The 18,427-nt window shown below is 72.4% G+C and carries 16 protein-coding genes and 1 tRNA gene; 6 read left to right on the top strand and 11 right to left on the bottom strand.

Annotation, left to right across the window (positions count from 1 at the left end):
- Nucleotides 1–130: 130 nt before the first annotated feature.
- From DEI92_RS04935 to DEI92_RS04915, 5 genes are all read left to right on the top strand, one after another.
- Nucleotides 131–1,351 carry a glycosyltransferase gene (locus tag DEI92_RS04935; RefSeq protein ID WP_111012576.1) on the top strand — a complete coding sequence of 407 codons (1,221 nt, stop codon included), beginning with the start codon at nt 131–133 and terminating at the stop codon, nt 1,349–1,351.
- Nucleotides 1,342–1,416: transfer RNA gene (locus tag DEI92_RS04930), tRNA-Ile, on the top strand. The genes DEI92_RS04935 and DEI92_RS04930 overlap by 10 nt, the downstream gene beginning before the upstream one ends.
- Nucleotides 1,417–1,519: 103 nt before the next feature.
- On the top strand, nt 1,520–2,644 hold the full coding sequence (locus DEI92_RS04925; RefSeq protein WP_111012575.1) for an AI-2E family transporter: 1,125 nt from the start codon (nt 1,520–1,522) through the stop codon (nt 2,642–2,644).
- Nucleotides 2,641–3,456: a DUF1684 domain-containing protein gene (locus DEI92_RS04920; protein ID WP_111012574.1), complete on the top strand. Its 816-nt coding sequence runs from the start codon at nt 2,641–2,643 to the stop codon at nt 3,454–3,456. Before DEI92_RS04925 ends, DEI92_RS04920 begins: the two co-directional genes overlap by 4 nt.
- A gap of 162 nt (nt 3,457–3,618) precedes the next feature.
- On the top strand, nt 3,619–4,158 hold the full coding sequence (locus DEI92_RS04915; protein WP_258370070.1) for a DUF3145 domain-containing protein: 540 nt from the start codon (nt 3,619–3,621) through the stop codon (nt 4,156–4,158).
- Nucleotides 4,159–4,238: 80 nt separating this feature from the next.
- Here the strand turns inward: DEI92_RS04915 and DEI92_RS04910 are convergent, their stop codons facing one another.
- From DEI92_RS04910 to aceE, 6 genes are all read right to left on the bottom strand, one after another.
- On the bottom strand, nt 4,239–5,486 hold the full coding sequence (locus DEI92_RS04910) for a beta-ketoacyl synthase (protein ID WP_111012572.1): 1,248 nt from the start codon (nt 5,484–5,486) through the stop codon (nt 4,239–4,241).
- A gap of 111 nt (nt 5,487–5,597) precedes the next feature.
- On the bottom strand, nt 5,598–5,846 hold the full coding sequence (locus tag DEI92_RS04905) for an acyl carrier protein (RefSeq protein WP_111008700.1): 249 nt from the start codon (nt 5,844–5,846) through the stop codon (nt 5,598–5,600).
- 101 nt (nt 5,847–5,947) lie between these two features.
- Entirely contained in the window at nt 5,948–6,937 is a 990-nt protein-coding gene (locus DEI92_RS04900; RefSeq protein WP_111008943.1) for a beta-ketoacyl-ACP synthase III, read from the bottom strand.
- Nucleotides 6,938–6,978: 41 nt separating this feature from the next.
- Nucleotides 6,979–7,908 carry an ACP S-malonyltransferase gene (locus tag DEI92_RS04895; RefSeq protein WP_111012571.1) on the bottom strand — a complete coding sequence of 310 codons (930 nt, stop codon included), beginning with the start codon at nt 7,906–7,908 and terminating at the stop codon, nt 6,979–6,981.
- Nucleotides 7,909–8,025: 117 nt separating this feature from the next.
- Entirely contained in the window at nt 8,026–9,243 is a 1,218-nt protein-coding gene (locus DEI92_RS04890; protein WP_181434699.1) for a CdaR family transcriptional regulator, read from the bottom strand.
- Between the two features lie 16 nt (nt 9,244–9,259).
- Nucleotides 9,260–12,022, bottom strand: coding sequence for a pyruvate dehydrogenase (acetyl-transferring), homodimeric type (gene aceE / locus DEI92_RS04885; RefSeq protein WP_375342531.1), 2,763 nt, complete (start codon nt 12,020–12,022; stop codon nt 9,260–9,262).
- Between the two features lie 266 nt (nt 12,023–12,288).
- Here aceE and DEI92_RS04880 point away from each other — a divergent pair, with 266 nt between their 5' ends.
- On the top strand, nt 12,289–12,768 hold the full coding sequence (locus tag DEI92_RS04880; RefSeq protein ID WP_111008703.1) for a peroxiredoxin: 480 nt from the start codon (nt 12,289–12,291) through the stop codon (nt 12,766–12,768).
- Nucleotides 12,769–12,859: 91 nt separating this feature from the next.
- On the opposite strand, the gene DEI92_RS04875 is transcribed toward DEI92_RS04880, so the two are convergent.
- Genes DEI92_RS04875 through DEI92_RS04855 form a run of 5 tightly spaced genes read right to left on the bottom strand, consistent with a single transcriptional unit; the run spans nt 12,860 to nt 18,420 of the window.
- Nucleotides 12,860–14,527 carry an alpha/beta hydrolase gene (locus DEI92_RS04875; RefSeq protein WP_111012570.1) on the bottom strand — a complete coding sequence of 556 codons (1,668 nt, stop codon included), beginning with the start codon at nt 14,525–14,527 and terminating at the stop codon, nt 12,860–12,862.
- Nucleotides 14,527–15,471, bottom strand: a complete 945-nt coding sequence (locus DEI92_RS04870; RefSeq protein ID WP_111012569.1) for an amino acid--[acyl-carrier-protein] ligase — start codon at nt 15,469–15,471, stop codon at nt 14,527–14,529. The genes DEI92_RS04875 and DEI92_RS04870 overlap by 1 nt, the downstream gene beginning before the upstream one ends.
- Complete coding sequence (locus tag DEI92_RS04865; protein ID WP_220037454.1) at nt 15,468–16,652, bottom strand: acyl-CoA dehydrogenase family protein; 1,185 nt, start codon at nt 16,650–16,652, stop codon at nt 15,468–15,470. The genes DEI92_RS04870 and DEI92_RS04865 overlap by 4 nt, the downstream gene beginning before the upstream one ends.
- Entirely contained in the window at nt 16,649–17,284 is a 636-nt protein-coding gene (locus DEI92_RS04860) for an acyl carrier protein (RefSeq protein ID WP_111008706.1), read from the bottom strand. The genes DEI92_RS04865 and DEI92_RS04860 overlap by 4 nt, the downstream gene beginning before the upstream one ends.
- Nucleotides 17,281–18,420 (bottom strand): glycosyltransferase, encoded by a 1,140-nt coding sequence (locus DEI92_RS04855; RefSeq protein WP_181434647.1) that lies wholly within the window; start codon nt 18,418–18,420, stop codon nt 17,281–17,283. The genes DEI92_RS04860 and DEI92_RS04855 overlap by 4 nt, the downstream gene beginning before the upstream one ends.
- Nucleotides 18,421–18,427 lie beyond the last annotated feature (7 nt).

Genomic DNA, 18,427 nt, shown 5'->3' with positions numbered 1-18,427 from the left:
GGCCGGGCCACGGTCTGTACCGATGCGCAGGACCGGGCCGACCCGCCGACGCCCGGTGGGGGCGTGCGCGGCGAGGCGTGCGGTAGCGTCGGAGGCCAGCCGAGCATGAGACGAGAGGACGACGCGCCCCGTGCCAGGACAGGACGAATCGACGACCACCCCCAGCGGGCGACCGGAGCGGCTCCGCATCCTCCTCGCCGCCGACACCTTCCCACCGGACGTCAACGGCGCCGCGGTGTTCTGCGAACGACTCGCGATCGGCCTCGCCGAGCGCGGGCACGAGGTGCAGGTCGTCGCGCCCGCCGCCAACCGCCACCACGGCACGCACGACGAGGAACACGGCGGCGTGACCTTCGTGGTGCACCGGCTCTTCTCGATGAAGTGGCCGCTCCACTCCTGGCTCCGGTTCGCGTGGCCCTGGACCGTGCGCCGGAACACCGCCCCGATCCTCGACGCGTTCAAGCCCGACGCGCTGCACATCCAGTCCCACATCGTGATCGGCCGTGGCATCGCGCGCGAGGCCAAGGCACGCGGCATCCGCGTCATCGCCACGAACCACTTCATGCCCGAGAACCTGCTCGAGTACGCACCGTTCGGACGGTGGACGCTGCCGATCGCCCTCAAGATCGCGTGGGCGGACGCGGCCAGGACGTACCGGCTCGCCGACGCGGTCACGACGCCCACCCGGAAGGCGGCGGCCTACCTGCAGGCCGCGATCAAGGCCCAGCAGGTGCTCGCGATCTCGTGCGGCATCGACGCATCCCGGTACACCTCGCGTGACCTCCGACCGCCGCGGAACGAGATCGTGTTCGTCGGCCGCGTGGCGCCCGAGAAGCAGCTCGACGTACTGGTGCGTGCCCTGCCCCTCATCCCCGCCGAGCTCGAGGCGACGATCCGCATCGTGGGCGGCGGCGAGATGATCCCGCGGCTGTCCTCGCTCGCCGAGGAACTCGGGGTGGCGGACCGCGTCGTGTTCACCGGGTACCAGTCGGACGAGGACCTCCGGGCAGCGCTGACGAACGCCACCGTCTTCGCGATGCCCTCGACCGCCGAGTTGCAGAGCATCGCCTCGCTCGAGGCGATGGCCTCCGGACTCCCGGTCGTCGCAGCGGATGCGATGGCCCTGCCGCACCTCATCGACGGCAACGGGTACCTGTTCCGTCCGGGCGACCCGCAGGACCTGGCGGACAGGCTCACCGCCGTGCTCGCAGCGCCCGACGACGAGTACCTCCGCATGAAGCGGCAGAGCCTCGACATGATCGTCGACCACGACATCAACCGCACCCTGTCGACGTTCGAGGCGCTGTATCGTGGTGAGCCGGTGCCCGATGGCCCCGGCGCGGGGCGGTAGCCAAGCTGGTCAAGGCAGTCGGCTCATAACCGAACGATCCGCGGGTTCGAGTCCCGCCCGCCCCACCGCCGCCTCCGCCGCGGCGCGCCCGGTCGGTGGTCGTCCTCGGAGCACGCCGCTCGCCCGCGTCGTCCCGCTCGCGTCGGTGCCGGTCGGTAGGGTCAGGGCATGAGGAAACGCGTCGCCGAGACGTCGCAGACGCACGCCCCGAGCCCCGACGTCACGTTCGAGCTGCACCGTGGCGCGACGGGCGTCCGGGTCAACGCGTTCCGTATCGGGTTCATGGGGGGCATCGGCGTCCTCGTCGCGCTGCTCGCCGCGATCCTCCTGCGCGAGCTCTCCACCGTGCTCGTCTACATCGGCGTCGCGGTGTTCGTCGCCCTCGGCCTCGATCCCGTCGTCAACTGGCTCGAACGCATCATCCCGCGGTGGCTCGCGATCACCGTGGTCGTGCTCGGCGTCATCGGCGCCTTCGTCGGGATCCTGTTCGCGATCGTCCCCGTCATCGTCGACCAGGCCACGAACCTCGTGCAGTCGTTCCCGGACTTCGTGCAGGGGCTGTCGCAGCAGGACTGGGTCCAGGACCTGTCGCGGCAGCTGAACGGCTCGATCAACATCGACGACGCGCTCGGATCGGCGAGCAAGTACGTCGAGGACCCGGGCAACCTCCTCAGCGTCGGCGGCGGACTGCTCGCCGTCGGGACCGGCATCGTCTCGGGGCTGACCGGCGCGGTGATCGTGCTCATCCTCATGCTGTACTTCCTCGCGTCCATGCGGTCGATCAAGCGCATGACGTACCGCTTCGTGCCGGCGTCGCGTCGCGCGAACTTCGCCGACGTCACCGAGCAGATCACCCGGTCCGTCGGTCGCTACGTGGTCGGGCAGATCGCCGAGGCCGTCCTCAACGGCGTGCTGAGCCTCGTGTTCCTCCTGATCATCCGCGCGCCGCTGCCCGTGCTCCTGGCGACGTTCGCGTTCCTCGGCGCGCTGGTCCCGCTCGTGGGCACCCTCGGGGCCGCGATCGTGATCTGTCTGATCTGCCTCTTCGCATCACCCCTCACCGCGCTCGTCGCCGCGATCTACTACCTCGTGTACATGCAGGTGGAGGCCTACGTGATCGCCCCGCGGATCATGTCGCGGGCCGTGCAGGTCCCCGGTGCCCTCGTGGTCATCGCCGCGGTGGCGGGTGGCACGATCGGGGGTGTCCTCGGCGCGCTCGTGGCCGTGCCCGTCGCCGCGTCGGTGATCATCATCGTGCAAGAGGTCATCTACCCCCGGCAGGACCAGCTGTGACGACCGAGGACGGCGACCGGCGCGACGGCGGCGATCCGGCCCTCCAGGCGCTGCGTGCCGAGCGCGAGCGGTGGGTGCGGAGTCCACGGGGTCCGCTCGCCCTGGTCAACAGCCAGACCGTCACGGTGCCGCAGCCCGTGTGGCCGGTCCCCGGGACGTGGGCGCCCGCGATCGGTGGGCTCAGCGTCACCGCGACGGCCGATGCCGGGGTCGTCGTGGACGACGTGCTCGTCGACGGGACGGTGCACGTCGCCGGCGACGACGCCGTCGTGGCCTCGGCCGTCCGGTTCGCCGACGGCACCTCCGGCTCCGTCGCCGCGACCACCGCCGGCCACGCACTCCGGGTGTGGGATCCGGCCTCGCCGGCGATCGCCCGCTTCGGGCACATCGGTGTGTTCCCCGTGTCGACGGCGTGGGTGCGGACCGGCGTGTGGGAGCCCGGCGACCGGGAGGGCCGGGGCAGCGTGACCGACGCGGCCGGCGCCCCGCTCCCCGTCGCGGGGACCCTCCGGATCCGGATCGGCGTCGAGGACCGCGCGCTCGTCGTCGTCCGTGCGGGGGACCGGCTCCAGCTCGTGTTCCAGGACGCCACCTCGGGGGAGCGGTCCTACTCGATGGGCCGGTTCCTGTTCCTCGACGATCCCGGTGCGGCCGGTCCGATCACGGTGGACTTCAACCGTGCGGTGCTGCCGCCGTGCGCGTTCTCGTACCAGTACGCGTGCCCGGTCCCGCCGCCCGAGAACCGCCTGCCCGTGCCCGTCGAGGCCGGGGAGACCCACGGGTACGACGCCGACGGCGCCGTCCTGCACTGAGGGTCGCCGCCGACGCGCGCAGCACACTGGCGTTCCCAGCGGTGCCCGTGCATAATGAGCACGTCCCTCGGACGTCACAATCGCATATCGAATCGGTTCCGTCTGCGGAGGCAGACGTGGTCGTGAGCCTCCGGGTCCAGGTCGATGGGGAAGTCGCACCTGATGATCGGAGGAATCGTGACCCCAGGAACCGTGACGGCCGGACGTCCGGCCACGAGGGGTGTGCTCTACGTGCACTCCTCACCTCGCGCGCTGTGCCCGCACGTCGAATGGGCGGCAGGTCGCGCCATGAACCGTGCCGTGAACTTCTCGTGGCTCGACCAGCCCGTGCTCGAAGGCGCCCGGCGCACCGAGTACACCTGGACGGGTCCGGTGGGCACCGGTGCGGCGATCGCGTCCGCGCTCCGGGGTTGGGAGCACCTGCGGTACGAGGTCACCGAGGACGCGACCGAGCAGTCCGACGGCGGCCGGTGGATGCACACGCCGGACCTCGGCGTGTTCTACGCGCAGACGGACGCTGCCGGCAACGTGGTCGTCCCCGAGGACCGGGTGCGGTACGCCATGGAGCTGGCGGGCAGCAACGCGCTCGAGCTGCACCGCGAGTTACGCCTCGCGCTCGGGCAGGCGTGGGACGACGAGCTCGAGCCGTTCCGGTACGCCGGTGAGGACAACCCCGTCGTCTGGTTGCACCGCGTCGGCTGACCGGCCGCGGATCGTCAGGACACGACACAGGGCCGGGAGCAGACGCTCCCGGCCCTGTGTCGTGTCGCCCGGGGGCGCGGTCAGACGGTCCGGAACGCGACGACCGCGTTGTGGCCGCCGAACCCGAACGAGTTGCTGATCGCGAGCAGGTCGCCGTCCCCGAGCGTGCGCGGCTCGCGGACGACGTCCATGACGATCTCCGGGTCCTGCTCCGTCAGGTTGATGGTGGGCGGTGCGACGCGGTTCGCGAGCGCGAGGACCGTGAACACCGCCTCGATCGCACCCGCACCGCCGAGCAGGTGCCCGGTCGACGCCTTCGTGGCGGACACGGCGATGCCGTCGAGGTGCTCCCCGAACACGCGACGCATCGCGTGGTACTCGGCGACGTCGCCGACCGGGGTGCTCGTGGCGTGCGCGTTCACGTGGACGACGTCCTCTCGCGCGGCACCGGCGTGCTCGAGCGCCTGGATGACCGCGCGGGCGGCCGCGCTGCCCTCGGGGTCGGGGGCGGTGATGTGGAAGGCGTCGGAGGTGATGCCCCCACCGGCGACCTCGGCGTAGATCCGGGCGCCTCGGGCCTCGGCGCGCTCCTTGGTCTCGAGGATGAGCGCCGCTGCGCCGTCCCCGAGCACGAAGCCGTCGCGCGTGACGTCGTAGGGCCGGGAGGCCGTGGCCGGGTCGTCGTTGCGGCGGGACAGCGCCTGCATGGCCGCGAACGCCCCGAGGGGCATCGGGTGCAGCGCCGCCTCGGACCCACCGGCGATGACGATGTCGGCATCACCGGTCGCGACGTGGCGGTAGGCCTCGACCAGGGACTCGGTGCTCGACGCGCAGGCCGAGATGTAGGTGCGGGCACCGCCGCGGGCGCCGAACGCCATCTCGATCGCGGCGGCCGGACCGTTCGCCATGAGCATCGGCACGGTCATGGGGAGCATCCGCCGGGGACCGCGCTCGCGCAGGGTGTCCCACGCGTCCAGCAGCGTGTTGACGCCGCCGATCCCCGTCGCCCAGTCGACGATGAGGCGCTCGGGGACGACGGCTCCGTCGTCGATGCCGGCGTCCGACCAGGCCTCGCGCGCGGCGATGAGCGCGAGCTGCGAACCCGGGTCGAGCCGCTTGACCTCTTGGCGGGTCAGCTGGTCGCCGATGAAGCGGCGGGCCTGCCCGGCGAAGTGGACGGGCAGGTCGTAGCGCTCGACCCAGTCCTCCTCGATGGCGGTGATGCCCGACTCGCCCGCGAGCAGGGCATCCCACGTGGCGGGGGCGGTCGCGGCGAGCGGCGAGATGGCGCCGATCCCCGTGACGACGACGGTGTGCTTGGTGGTCATGGACGACGGTCTTTCTGCAGGACGGACGGTGCGACGGGCGGCGCGACGGGCGCCAGGACACGTCGTGGCCCGGACCCGAGGGGATCCGGACCACGACGGGTCAGGCGGGTGTCAGCCCTGCGCCTTGACGATGTAGTTCACGGCGTCACCGACGGTCTTGAGGTTCTTGACCTCTTCGTCCGGGATCTTCACGTCGAACTTCTCCTCGGCGTTGACGACGATCGTCATCATCGAGATCGAGTCGATGTCGAGGTCGTCGGTGAACGACTTGTCCATCTGCACGGTGTCGGTCGCGATGCCGGTCTCGTCGTTGATGAGCTCGGCCAGGCCGGCCAGGACTTCTTCGGTGGACGCTGCCATTGTTCTTCTCCTTGAGGGGGTGTCGATGACCGTGGACAAGCCTAGGGCACGCCGGGTCGGGGGGTTCGGGAGCGCCGCAGGCGGCACGCCGGGTGGAACGGTCAGGGGAGCACGACGACCTGCGCGCCGAACACGAGTCCGGCGCCGAAGCCGATCTGCAGGGCGAGGCCGCCGTGGAGGTCCGGGTGTTCCTCGAGCAGGCGGTGGGTCGCGAGGGGGATGCTCGCGGCCGACGTGTTGCCGGTCGTCGTGATGTCGCGGCCGATCACGACGCGCTCCGGGAGCCCGAGCTGCTTGGCGAACTCGTCGATGATCCGCATGTTCGCCTGGTGCGGTACGAACGCGGCGAGGTCCGAGGCCTCCACGCCGGCGACCTCGAGCGCGCGCTTGGCGACCTTGACCATCTCCCACACCGCCCAGCGGAAGACCGTCTGGCCCTCCTGACGGATGGTGGGTTGCTCGCCGCCCGCGCGCCACTCGGAGAACGTGCTCGTCATGCGGATGGCGTCCCACTTGGAGCCGTCGGATCCCCAGACCGTCGGCGCGATGCCCGGGGTGTCGCTCGGCCCGACCACGGCCGCGCCGGCGCCGTCGCCGAGCAGGAACGAGATCGAACGGTCCGTGGGGTCGACGATCTCGCTCAGCTTCTCGGCCCCGACGACGAGCACGTGGTCGGCGACGCCCGTCTTGACGAAGGAGTCGGCCTGGGCGATGCCGTACGCGTAGCCGGCGCACGCGGCGCTGATGTCGTACGCGGCGGCGGGCGCGGCGCCGATGCGCTCGGCGAGGAGCGACGCCATCGACGGCGTCGCGACGGTGTTGGTGACGGTGGAGACGAGCACGACGCCGATCTGGTCCGCCGTGATCCCGGCGGCCGCGATCGCCTCGCGGGACGCCGCCTCGGCGAGGTCCACGGCCTGGACGTCGTCACCGGCCCGCGCACGGGTGACGATGCCGGTGCGCTGGCGGATCCACTCGTCCGACGAGTCGATCGGCCCGACGAGGTCGTCGTTCGGGACCGCGTGCTCGCCCCGGGCCGCCCCGATGCCGAGGATGCGGGTGAAGGCGTGACCGGTCCGCTGGGCGAGCATCGGGCGCGACGGCGCCGGGTCGAGGACGCCCTCGTCCGCGCTCACGCGGCCGCTCCCGCCGACTCGAGCAGGTCGATCGCGGCGGGGAGGTCCGCGGGCGACTTCACCGCGACGGCCGGCGTGCCGCGCATGGCCCGCTTGGCGAGCCCGACGAGCGCACCGGCCGGCGCGAGTTCGACGATGCCGGTGACCCCGGCGGCGACGAACGAGTCCATGACGGCGTCCCAGTGCACCGGGTTCGCGATCTGCCGCACCATGAGGTCCACGAAGCGGCGGCCGTCGTCGACACGGGAGCCGTCCGCGTTGGTCCAGATCGGGAGGGTCGGGTCGGCCACCGAGGCCGCTGCGGCGAGCGGGGCCACGCGGTCGACCGCGGGGGCCATGAAGTCCGTGTGGAACGCACCGGCGACGCTGAGGGGGACGATCCGGGCCTTGGCGGGCGGCTCCGCGGCGAACGCGGCCAGCGCCTCGACGCGACCGGCGACGACGGTCTGACCGCCGCCGTTGTGGTTGGCGGCGCTGAGCCCGGCCGCCTCGATCGCGGCGGGGAGGGCCTCCTGGTCGCCGCCCAGGACGGCGCTCATGCCGGTCGGCGTGCGGGTGGCGGCGTCGGCCATGGCGCGTCCGCGTTCGGCGACGAGCGCGACGGCGTCCGAGGGGGCGAGCACACCCGCGATCGCGGCGGCGGTGAACTCGCCGACGGAGTGCCCGGCGACGCCGCCGACGAGGCTCCGGCGCCCGTCCGCGAGCAGCGCGTCCGCGGTCACGAGTCCCGCGGCGACGATGAGGGGCTGCGCGAGGGCGGTGTCGCGGATGGTGTCGGCGTCGCTCGTCGTTCCGTGCGCGACGAGGTCGACGCCGATCGCGTCCGACCACGCGGCGACCCGGTCACGGACGGCCGGGTCCTCCAGCCACGGGGCGAGGAATCCGGGGGTCTGCGAGCCCTGTCCGGGGGCGACGACGACGATCACCGGACAATCCTCCCCGGCGTGCAGGGGCACGCGTGTGTGCGGACCGTCACAGAAATCGGGTCCGACATTGTGGGACCCGAACGAAGGGACCCGCCCTGGTGACCGGGACGGTGTCGGTCAGCGCCGTGGCGGCCGGCGTCGTCGCTGGCCCGTGGACTCCGACATCGCCCCGATGATGAGCGCCGACTGCACGATGAGCGCGTCGCGGGCGTGGGTGGCGTCCCACCCGATGACGTCGGCCACCCGCCGGAGCCGGTAGCGGACCGTGTTCGGGTGGACGAACAGCTCCCGCGCCGTTGCCTCGAGGCTGCGTCCCGTGTCGAGGTAGCACCAGAGGGTCTGCAGGAGTTCGCCCGACTGGTCCTTGAGCGGCGTGTAGATCCGCTGGACGAGCGCCGTCCGCGCCAGGGGATCGCCCGCGAGGGCACGCTCGGGCAGCAGGTCGTCGGCCAGCACGGGTCGGGGCGCGCCCCGCCAGGCACGGGCCACCGCGAAGCCGGCGAGGGCGGCCTTGGCGCTCGTCGAGGCGTCGACGACACCCGGGACCTCGTTGCCGAGGACCAGGTGTCCGTCGCCGAAGGACGGTGCGAGGGCCTCGGCGATGGTCGTGAACGAGGTCGGGTCCTCGCCCTCGGGTGTGTCGTCCCGGGGCGTGGCCCGGCCGATCACGACGACGAGGCGCGCCCCCTGCACACCGATCAGGACGTCCGCGTCGAGGTGCCGGGCGGTCCGACGGATCGTGTCCACCTCGAGCTGCGGCGGCGCGGTGCCGACGAGCACCGCGACCTCGCCGTGCCCGTGCCAGCCGAGCGCGGCGATCCGGCTCGGCAGCTCGTCGTCGTACTCGCCCGACAGGATCGAGTCGACGACGAGGGCCTCGAGTCGGGCGTCCCACAGCCCGCGTGCCTCCGCGGCCCGGGCGTAGACGTCCGCCGCGGCGAACGCGATCTCGCGGGAGTACAGGAGGATGGCCTCCTGCAGGCCGTCGTCGCCGTCCTTCACACGGTCCTCGACGACCTCGACCACGACGCGGATGAGTTGGAGCGTCTGCTGCAGGCTCACCGACCGGAGCAGTTCGCGCGGTGCCGCGCCGAAGACGTCGGCCGCGATCCACGGAGTGGCCGCGGGGTCCTCGAACCAGGCGATGAACGACGTGATGCCCGCCTGTGCGACCAGGCCGACGGCCGACCGGCGGCCGGGCGGCATCTCGCCGTACCAGGGGAGCGTGTCCTCGAGGCGCTTGATGGTCGCGCTCGCGAGTTCGCCCGACACCTGGCGGAGCCAGGCGAGCGTCCGTCCCCGGTCGCCCGCCCGGCCCAGGGCATCGGCGCGCAGTGCGCTCACGGGCGGGTCAGCTCTCGCCGCCCGCGCTGCCGGTCGTGCCGGCCGTGACGTCCCACAGGCGGTACTTGTCGATCGCCTGACGGACCACCGACGGATCCATCTCACCGCGACGCACGAGCTGCTGCAGTGTCCGCACGACCACCGACGGGCCGTCGATCAGGAAGACCCGACGCGCGGCGGCACGGGTGTCCGAGAACCCGAAGCCGTCGGCTCCGAGCGTCGCGTAGTCGCTCGGGACGAACTCGCGGATCTGGTCGGGAACCGCGTGCGACCAGTCGCTCACGGCGACGACGGGGCCGTGCGTGCCCTGGAGCTTCTCGGTGACGAAGGGCGTGCGCGGCTGCTCCTCGGGGTGGAGGAAGGCGTCCGATGCGGCGGCGAGGCCGTCACGACGGAGCTCGTTCCAGCTCGTGACGCTCCAGACGTCGGCGGAGACGCCCCAGTCCTGGGCCAGCAGCTGCTGGGCCTCGAGGATCCACGGCACGGCGACACCGGACGCGAGCAGCTGCGCCTTCGGGCCGTCGTGCTCGGCGGCCTTGAGCAGGTACATGCCGCGCACGATGCCGTCGACGTCGACGTGCTCCGGCTCCGCCGGCTGGACGAGCGGCTCGTTGTACACCGTGAGGTAGTACATGACGTTCGGGTCGGCGTGCTTCGGCGAGCCGTCCTCGTTCGTGCCGTACATGCGGTCGAGTCCGGACTGCACGATGTGTGCGATCTCGTACCCGTACGCGGGGTCGTATGCGACCACGGCCGGGTTCGTCGACGCCAGGAGCAGCGAGTGGCCGTCGGCGTGCTGCAGACCCTCACCCGTCAGCGTCGTGCGGCCCGCGGTGGCGCCGATGAGGAACCCGCGCGCCATCTGGTCGCCAGCGGCCCACAGGGCGTCGCCGGTGCGCTGGAACCCGAACATCGAGTAGAAGACGTAGACCGGGATGAGCGGCTCACCCTGCGTCGAGTAGGACGTGCCGACCGCGGTGAAGGCCGCGAGGGCTCCCGCTTCGTTGATCCCGACGTGGATGATCTGTCCCTGCGGGCTCTCCTTGTAGGCGAGGAGGAGCTCGCGGTCGACCGAGGTGTAGTGCTGGCCGTTCGGGTTGTAGATCTTCGCGGTCGGGAAGTACGCGTCCATGCCGAACGTGCGGGCCTCGTCCGGGATGATCGGCACGACGCGGTCGCCGAAGTCGGGCGAGCGGAGCAGGTCCTTGAGCAGGCGGGCGAACGCCATGGTCGTCGCGACCTCTTGCTTGCCCGAGCCCTTCTTGGCGATGGCGTAGCGGCCGTCGTCGGGCAGCGTCACCTGCGTGTACTTGGTCCGGCGCTCCGGGACGTACCCGCCGAGGGCACGCCGACGCTCGTGCATGTACTGCACGGCCTCGTCGTCGTGTCCGGGGTGGTAGTACGGCGGCAGGTAGGGGTTCTCGTCGAGCTGCGCGTCCGACACGGGGATCCGCATCTCGTCGCGGAACTGCTTGAGGTTGTCGAGCGTCAGCTTCTTCATCTGGTGGGTCGCGTTGCGGCCCTCGAAGCTCGGACCGAGTCCGTAGCCCTTGACCGTCTTGGCCAGGATGACCGTCGGCTGGCCCTTGTGCTCGGAGGCCGCCTTGAACGCCGCGTACACCTTGCGGTAGTCGTGGCCGCCGCGCTTGAGGTTCCAGATCTGGTCGTCCGTGTAGTCCTCGACGAGTGCGAGCGCCTTCGGGTCGCGGCCGAAGAAGTTCTCGCGGACGTACGCGCCGTTCTCGGCCTTGTACGTCTGGTAGTCACCGTCGGGAGTGCGGTTCATCAGGTTGAGGAGCGCGCCCTCGGTGTCGCGGGCGAGGAGGTCGTCCCACTCGCGACCCCAGACGACCTTGATGACGTTCCAGCCCGCGCCGCGGAAGAACGCCTCGAGCTCCTGGATGATCTTGCCGTTGCCGCGCACCGGGCCGTCGAGGCGCTGGAGGTTGCAGTTGATGACGAAGTTCAGGTTGTCGAGGCCGTCGTTCGCCGCGACCTGCAGCTGGCCCCGGGACTCGACCTCGTCCATCTCGCCGTCGCCGAGGAACGCCCACACCTGCTGCTCCGAGGCGTCCTTGATGCCGCGGTTCGTCAGGTACTTGGCCTGCTGCGCCTGGTAGATCGCGTTGATCGGCCCGATGCCCATCGAGACCGTCGGGAACTGCCAGAACGAGGGCATGAGACGCGGGTGCGGGTACGACGACAGTCCGCCGCCCTGGTGCGAGTGCTCCTGCCGGAAGCCGTCGAGCTGGTCCTCGCTGAGACGGCCCTCCAGGTACGCCCGGGCGTACATGCCGGGGGAGGCGTGGCCCTGGAAGAAGACCTGGTCGCCGCCGGACGGGTGGTCCTGCGCGCGGAAGAAGTGGTTGTAGCCGACCTCGTACAGGGCGGCGCTCGACGCGTAGGTCGAGATGTGGCCGCCGACCGCGACACCGGGGCGCTGGGCGCGGTGCACCGTGATGGCGGCGTTCCAGCGGATCCAGCGGCGGTAGCGGCGCTCGAGGTCCTCGTCGCCCGGGAACTCCGGCTCGTTCTCAGGCGCGATGGTGTTGACGTAGTCGGTGGTCGGGACCATCGGCACGCCCAGGTGGAGCTCGCGCGAGCGTTGCAGCAGGCTGAGCATGACCTCGCGCCCCCGGCCGTGGCCGTTCGCGGCGACCAGGCCGTCGAGGGACTCACGCCACTCGGCGGTCTCCTCCGGGTCCTGGTCCTGGGTGTCGGCACCCGCGATCCATGGCTGACGCTGGGGGTCCTGGTCGTTCACCGTCACCGTTGACCTCGTTCGTTCGTGGTGGACATGTCGATGCATCCGTCGCCGGGTCACGACGCGTGGATGGGCGAGACCACTCTAGTTCCCGCGTCCGACGCGCTCGCGCGGCTCGATGCCAGCGCACGCGGCATCGGGCACCGCGCTTGCGTTCGCGTGCCGTCGGCGTAGGATCTCACGTCGTGCGCGCGCCCGCCGGGTGTGCGCGTGATGCAGCCGGGACCCATGCCGTCCCGCGACCGGGGCAGACCCAGAGAGAAGCACGCCAGATGGCCCTCGAGATCGGTTCCCTCGCTCCCGACTTCGAACTGCCGGACCAGCGCGGCGAGCACGTCCGCCTCAGCGACTTCCGCGGCGTGCGTCCGGTGGCGCTCGTGTTCTTCCCGCTCGCGTTCTCCTCGACCTGCACGAGCGAGCTCTGCGCGCTCCGCGACAACATCGCGATGTTCGCCGACCACCGCGTCGAGCTCATCGGCATCAGCGTCGACTCGAAGGCCACGCTCCGCTCGTTCGCCGACTCGAACGGGTACGACTTCACGCTGCTCGCGGACTTCTGGCCGCACGGTGCGGTCAGCAAGGAGTACGGGGTCTTCCTCGAGAAGAAGGGCTTCGCGAACCGCGCGACGTTCGTCATTGACACCGACGGTCGGATCCGCGCCTCGATCATCACCGAGCCGGGGCTCGCCCGTGACGTCAGCGAGTACCGAGCCGCGCTCGATCGCCTGACGCCCGCACCCGCCGCCGCCTGAGCGCTGCGGCGAGGGGCCGTGCGGCGAGGGGCCGTGCGGCGAGGGGCCGTGCGCCGAGGGGCCGTGCCGACCCGGCACGGCCCCTCGGTCGTCAGACGCCCACGGCCTGCCGGACGGACGGGTCCTGGACGAAGGCCGCGACGGCGGTGGCGAGCACGGCCTCCGTGGCCGCCTCGCGCGTCGCGGCACCGAACATCGCGTGATCGGCCTCGGGGAGCTCCACGACCCGGAGCGTCCCGGGCAGGTGCGCGAGCCGGTGGGCTGCCGTGGCGCCGCCCCGTGCTCGGAAGACGGCGCCGTCGCCCGGACCGAGCACGAGGGTCACGTCGGTGCCGGCCGCGAGCGGCCCGCGGACGACCGGTTCGACGAACTGCAGGTGTCCACGCCGGGCCAGCGCCAACGCCACGCGGTACGGCAGGTGCCGCTTGACGGCGGCGACGAGCGCGTCACGGCGTGTGCGGAGGTGGGGCCGTGCCTCCGCGTCCTCGGCCGCGACGGCACCCGGTGCTGCGGGGCGGGACCGGTAGTCCGCCTGGCTCAGGCCGACCACGAACCCGGCACGGCCTGCGGCGACCCGGAGGCCCAACCACCCGCCGACCGAGAGTCCGACGATCCCGACCCGGTCGGCCGGGAGCGCGAGGTGGTCGAGGACGTGGCTCACGTCGTCGATCCACTCCTGGGTGAAGAGCAGGCTCGGCTCGTCGGCGGCGACGGGTCCGGTCTCGCCCGTGCCCCGACGGTCGACACGGACGGACCGGATGCCGGCCGCGGCGAGTCGTCGAGCGAGGGCGACCTGCAGGCGCGTGACGCCGATGCGGTGTTCGGACGAACCGTTGAGCAGCACCACGGTCGGGGCGTCGTCGCCGTGCCGCGGCCTGGTGTCGACGGCGAAGAGGTGGTCCGGTCCGATGCGGACGAGGTGTTCCTCGACGTCCTGGTCGACGACCGCCCGCTCGGTCGGGACGAGCTCCATCGGCGCCGGGACGGGCTCGGGCGGCACACGGCGGGTCACCCACTCGCCGACGGCGTCGACGCTCGCGGCGGGGATGCGCGCGGAGAGGCTCGACACGCCGAGGAGCGCCTCGTGCCCGTCGACCCGCACGATGTCGATGCCGTCCCGGTCGTACCCGGCCGGGACACGGCGGTCCCCGTCGTTCCGCACCGCCACGAGCACGGGCATGCGGTCGGCCGGTCCGGTCGGGTACCCGAGGGCCCCGATCGCCGCTGCCTGGTCGGCGGGGATGTCCGCACCCACCACGGTGACCGTGCCGTCGTGGGCGGTGGTGACCGCCGATCCGGGTCTGGTGTCGATCCCCGCCACCGAGACCGCGGCGAGTGCCCGTGCCGCGCGGAGCCAGGAGCGTCCGGACCGCGGCGGGTCCCAGAGCACGAGCCCCGCGGCGTCCGGGTCGTCGTCGGCGGCCGCGGCCGCGACGAGGGCCCCGGACGCGAGGCCGACGTACACGATTCGGGTGCAGCCGGCGGTGCGCAGCGCCTCGGCCGCGAGCCGTGCGCCGTCACGATGGGACGTCGCGGTCGCGGCGACGACGGAGTCCCCGCTGCCGGGGTGGTCGTAGCGCACGGAGGCGATGCCGTGGTCCGCGAGTCGCGCGGCGAGGAGGCGTTCGGTCCGGTAGGCGAGGACGTGCTCGTGCCCGAACGGTGGGCAGACGACGACCCCGGTGGAACCGGGCCGGGTGGGGCGTTCGACGGTCGCGAGCACGGCCCCACCGCCGAGCCACGTGTCGAGCGCCGGCATCAGCGCAGCGACAGCTGGTCGAGCGTCGAGACCGGCCAGTCGGCGAGCGAGGTCCCGAACGTGCGGAAGAGGGCGAGCGTGATCCGCTCCATGCCGAACGCGATGCACGACGTGTGGGCGACGGTGCCGTCCGCGGTCGTGATCCCGAAGGGTGCGCCGAAGTGGTCGGCCGCACTGTTCGCACTGGCGATCGCGGTGCCGTCGGAGAGCCCTGGGTAGATCGGGACGGTGACCTCGATCTTCAGCTCGTCGGTGAGCTGGTTCGCGGCGAGGAACTTGCCGGCGCGGCCGAAGAAGGGGTCGTTCGCGGGGACGCGGGTGACGTCGAGCCCGAGGGCGGCGAGCATCGCGGCCTGGCGCTCGCTCCACGTGTTGCGGAAGGTCCTGGCGTCGTCCTCGCCGCCCACGTAGACGAACTCGTGCATGCGGAACGACTGGAGCCGCATCGGGTCGTCGGAGGGCTCGTGGCGGAACGTGTACCCGACGACGTCGAACACGCGACCGTCGACCTGCTGGCCCGCCAGGTGGTCGTAGAGCGGGTGGCACACGGCGGACACGAGCATGGTCTCGCCGGGGTGCAGGAACCGGTCCCAGTCCTCGCCCGCTGCACGCGCGGCGAGGAGCGCGGCGTGGTCGCGGTCGGAGCCCGTGAACGTGTGGATGGCACCCGTGAGCTGCGGGAACGAGGCCACGTAGTCGGTGCGCTCGAAGGCGGACCGGGCGATGACCGGGGCGAAGCGGATCCGCTCCGGGGCGAGCTCGGCGAACCCGAGCGTGATGTACCGGTCGACGGCGTCGACGACGTCGTCGAACGTGCCGTTGCGGCCGAAGAGGCCGGGCTCCCCGGCGGGGACGAGGAGGCCGGCGTCGACGAGCTCGTCGCGGAACGCGAGGCGGGCGGCGTCGAGGTCGGTGGTCTGCGGTGCTGTTGTCGTGTCGGTCACGGGTTCGACCTTCCGTTGCTGATGGTTGCGATCTTGGCGTTGTGGTGCAGGATGCGGTCGTTGCCGACCATGAGGGCGGTGCCGTGCGCGTCGCGCACGATCCGGCCCAGGCTCGACGGGTCTCCGAGCCGGTACCCCGCGATGCCCGTGATCACGAGCGCGCGGGAGACGATGTCGAGCACGGCTTCGCTCGCCGTGACCTTGAGGCCGTTGACCCAGCGGGCCGTCGCCACGGACTCGAGCACGGCGGGCTCGTTCGCCGCCGCCTCCCACCGTCGCGCGGACGCCTCGATCGTGTCGGCCAGGGACTGCACGCGCAGCTCGACCTCGGCGAGGCGGAGTGCTGCGGGCGGGGTGGTGCCGAGGGCCTTGCGGGCGGCGCGACGGACCGACGCGCGGGCGGTCTCGGTGGCGCTCCGGGCCATGCCGAGCCAGGCCGCGGCCCAGAGCACGTGCGACACCGGCGTCATGGTCTGCGCCGACATCTCGGCGAAGGGCTGGGCGAGCACGTGGTCCGCGTCGACCTCGGCGGTCAGCGAGAACCCCTCGCTCGCTGTGCCGCGGAGGCCGAGGGTGTCCCAGCCGCTCCGACGCACGAGCTCGGTGCGCTCGGCCGGGCAGACCACGAGCACCTGGTCGGACGGCGGGCTGTCCGGGGTCCGGCGCGCGGTGGCGAGCACCGCGCTGGCATGGAGACCGTAGGAGATGACCGGGGCCTCCTTGGCGAGACGCACGCCGCAGGTGGTGGCCTCGACCGAGCAGCCGCTCGATCCGGTGTCGCCGCCGGTCGTGATCTCGGTCGTGGCCGACGCGATGAGGGCGCCCTCGTCCCGGACCCGGGCGAGGAGCCGGGCGGCGGCGACGCTCGTGCCGCCGTGGCGGACGAGCGTGGCGACCTGCCCGACGTGCATCGCGAACACCATGGCCGTGGAGGCGCAGGCACCGCCGAGGACGGTGGCGACGTCGGCGAGTTCCGTGAGCGTGGCGCCCTCGCCGCCCAGATCGACCGGGAGGACCGCGGCGAGCAGTCCGAGTCGGCGCAGCGCCGCCACGGACTCGCTCGGGAACCGTCCTTCGGCGTCGATCCGGTCCGCCCACTCGGCGGCGACGCCCGCGGCCTCGACCGCGCGGTCGTGCAGGGAGACGACGTCCGTGGCGCGGACGTCGGGGAGGACCGTCACGCTGCCACCGCCTGAGCGCGGACGACCGCCTCGATCGACGCGATCGTGGCGAAGGTGCTGCGGGTGAGCGCCTCGTCGGGGAACTCGATGTCGCACTCCTCCTCGACGGCGAGCATGACCGTGATGGTCGCGTGTGACGTCAGGCCGACCTGGTACAGGTCGTCGGTGTCGAGGACCTGGGCGACGGGGACGGAGAGGTGGCCGTGGCGCTCGAGGACCTCGCGGATGATCGTGGACATTGGCTGGTGTTCCTTCCCCCGGATGACGGAGACGGCGGTCGCGGCGGCGAATCCGCCCTCGTGGGTGAGCGAGACGCTCACGGACTGGAGCCGTTCGCGGACCGATCGGTCACGGGCGGCGTGGTGGAGCCGGACGACGGGTGCGCCGCTCGGCAGGCTGAGGATCTCGACGTCGTGCGGCAGCACCGGCTCGTCGGGAGCCGGGCGGAGCAGCTTGACCACGGCCTCCTTGCCGGCGAAGCGCGCGGCGACGCGGTGCGGCTCGTCGTGGCACTGGAGCCGCTCCCTGGGCGACAGGATGCGGTCGAGGTAGCGGTCGCCGAACCGGTCGATGCTCGCGGCGACCGTCTGCACGGCGATCATGTCCGTGCCGACCCGGATGCGGGGGCTCATGCGGACGCTCCGTAGTGCTCGAGGACCCGGTCGACGTGCCGGTCCATGTCGAGTTCCTCGGCGCGACGGGTCGCTCCCGCGCGGAGTGCGGCGCGGAGCGCGCGGTCGTCGACGAGTCGTTCGATCGCGCCCCGGAGCGCGGCGGCGGTGGGCGGCACGACGAGGCCGCTGTCGCCGTCCGCGACGAGCGGGGGTGAGGCCGTGGTCGTGGTGAGGACGGGCACCCCGGCGAGCAGGGCCTCGGCCACGACGATCGGGAAGTTCTCGGCCCACCGGCTCGGCATCACGAGCAGGTCGGTCTCGGCGAGGGCGCGGGCCCGCCCGGCCTCGTCAAGCCAGCCGGCAGCGACCACCGCGTCGGCCGCCGACACGGCGTCGCGCAGGGGGCCGTCACCACCGACGGTGAGCGTGGCGCCCGGGACGCCGGCGCCCCACGCGTCGAGCAGCAGCGGGATCCCCTTGTGCTCGGCGAGCTTGCCGAGGAACAGGACGCGGAGCACGTCGGACTCGCTCCGCGGCGGGGCGTCCCGGGGCGCCGACCAACCGTGCGGCAGCACCGTGCTCCGGTGGGCGTCGAGTCGGAAACCGCGTTCCGCGTGCCGGTCGCGCGTGCGCTCGCTGGGGAAGATGAGCGTCGCGTCCCGCGGGATGGCAGCGGCGACGACGCGCGATCGGAGCCCCTGGACCCGACCGACGTGGTCGATCGGGGCGTCGCCGCGCGTCAGGGACGCCGACGTGTGGACGAGCGTGAAGTCGTGCGCGGTGTGCACCACCCGCGGACCGGCGAGCCGGAACGGTGCGGCCCCGAACCCGGAGAACCGGTGGACGTGCACGGCGTCGAACCCGCCGTCCTCGAGGAAACGGGTGATGGCCGTCGGACGGAGGGAGTCGCGCAGCTCGGCCGCGTGGAACCGGACCCGGGCGAGGCGGCCCGTGCCCTGGCGGTCCGGGGAGTAGGGACGGCGTCCGGGCACGACGACGAGCCGTGCGCCCGTCGCGGCCACGAGGGCGCGGGCGCCGTCGTCGACCCATCCGGTGACGACGGTGACGTCGTGCCCGCGCCGGACCTGTGCTCCGGCGAGTGCGAGGCAGTACTGTTCGGCGCCGCCCAGCGGACTGAGCAGGGAGCTGGACACATGTGCG

This window comes from Curtobacterium sp. MCBD17_034 (assembly GCF_003234515.1).
Classification (GTDB): Bacteria; Actinomycetota; Actinomycetes; order Actinomycetales; family Microbacteriaceae; genus Curtobacterium.
This window is presented reverse-complemented; position numbering and strand designations above follow the sequence as displayed.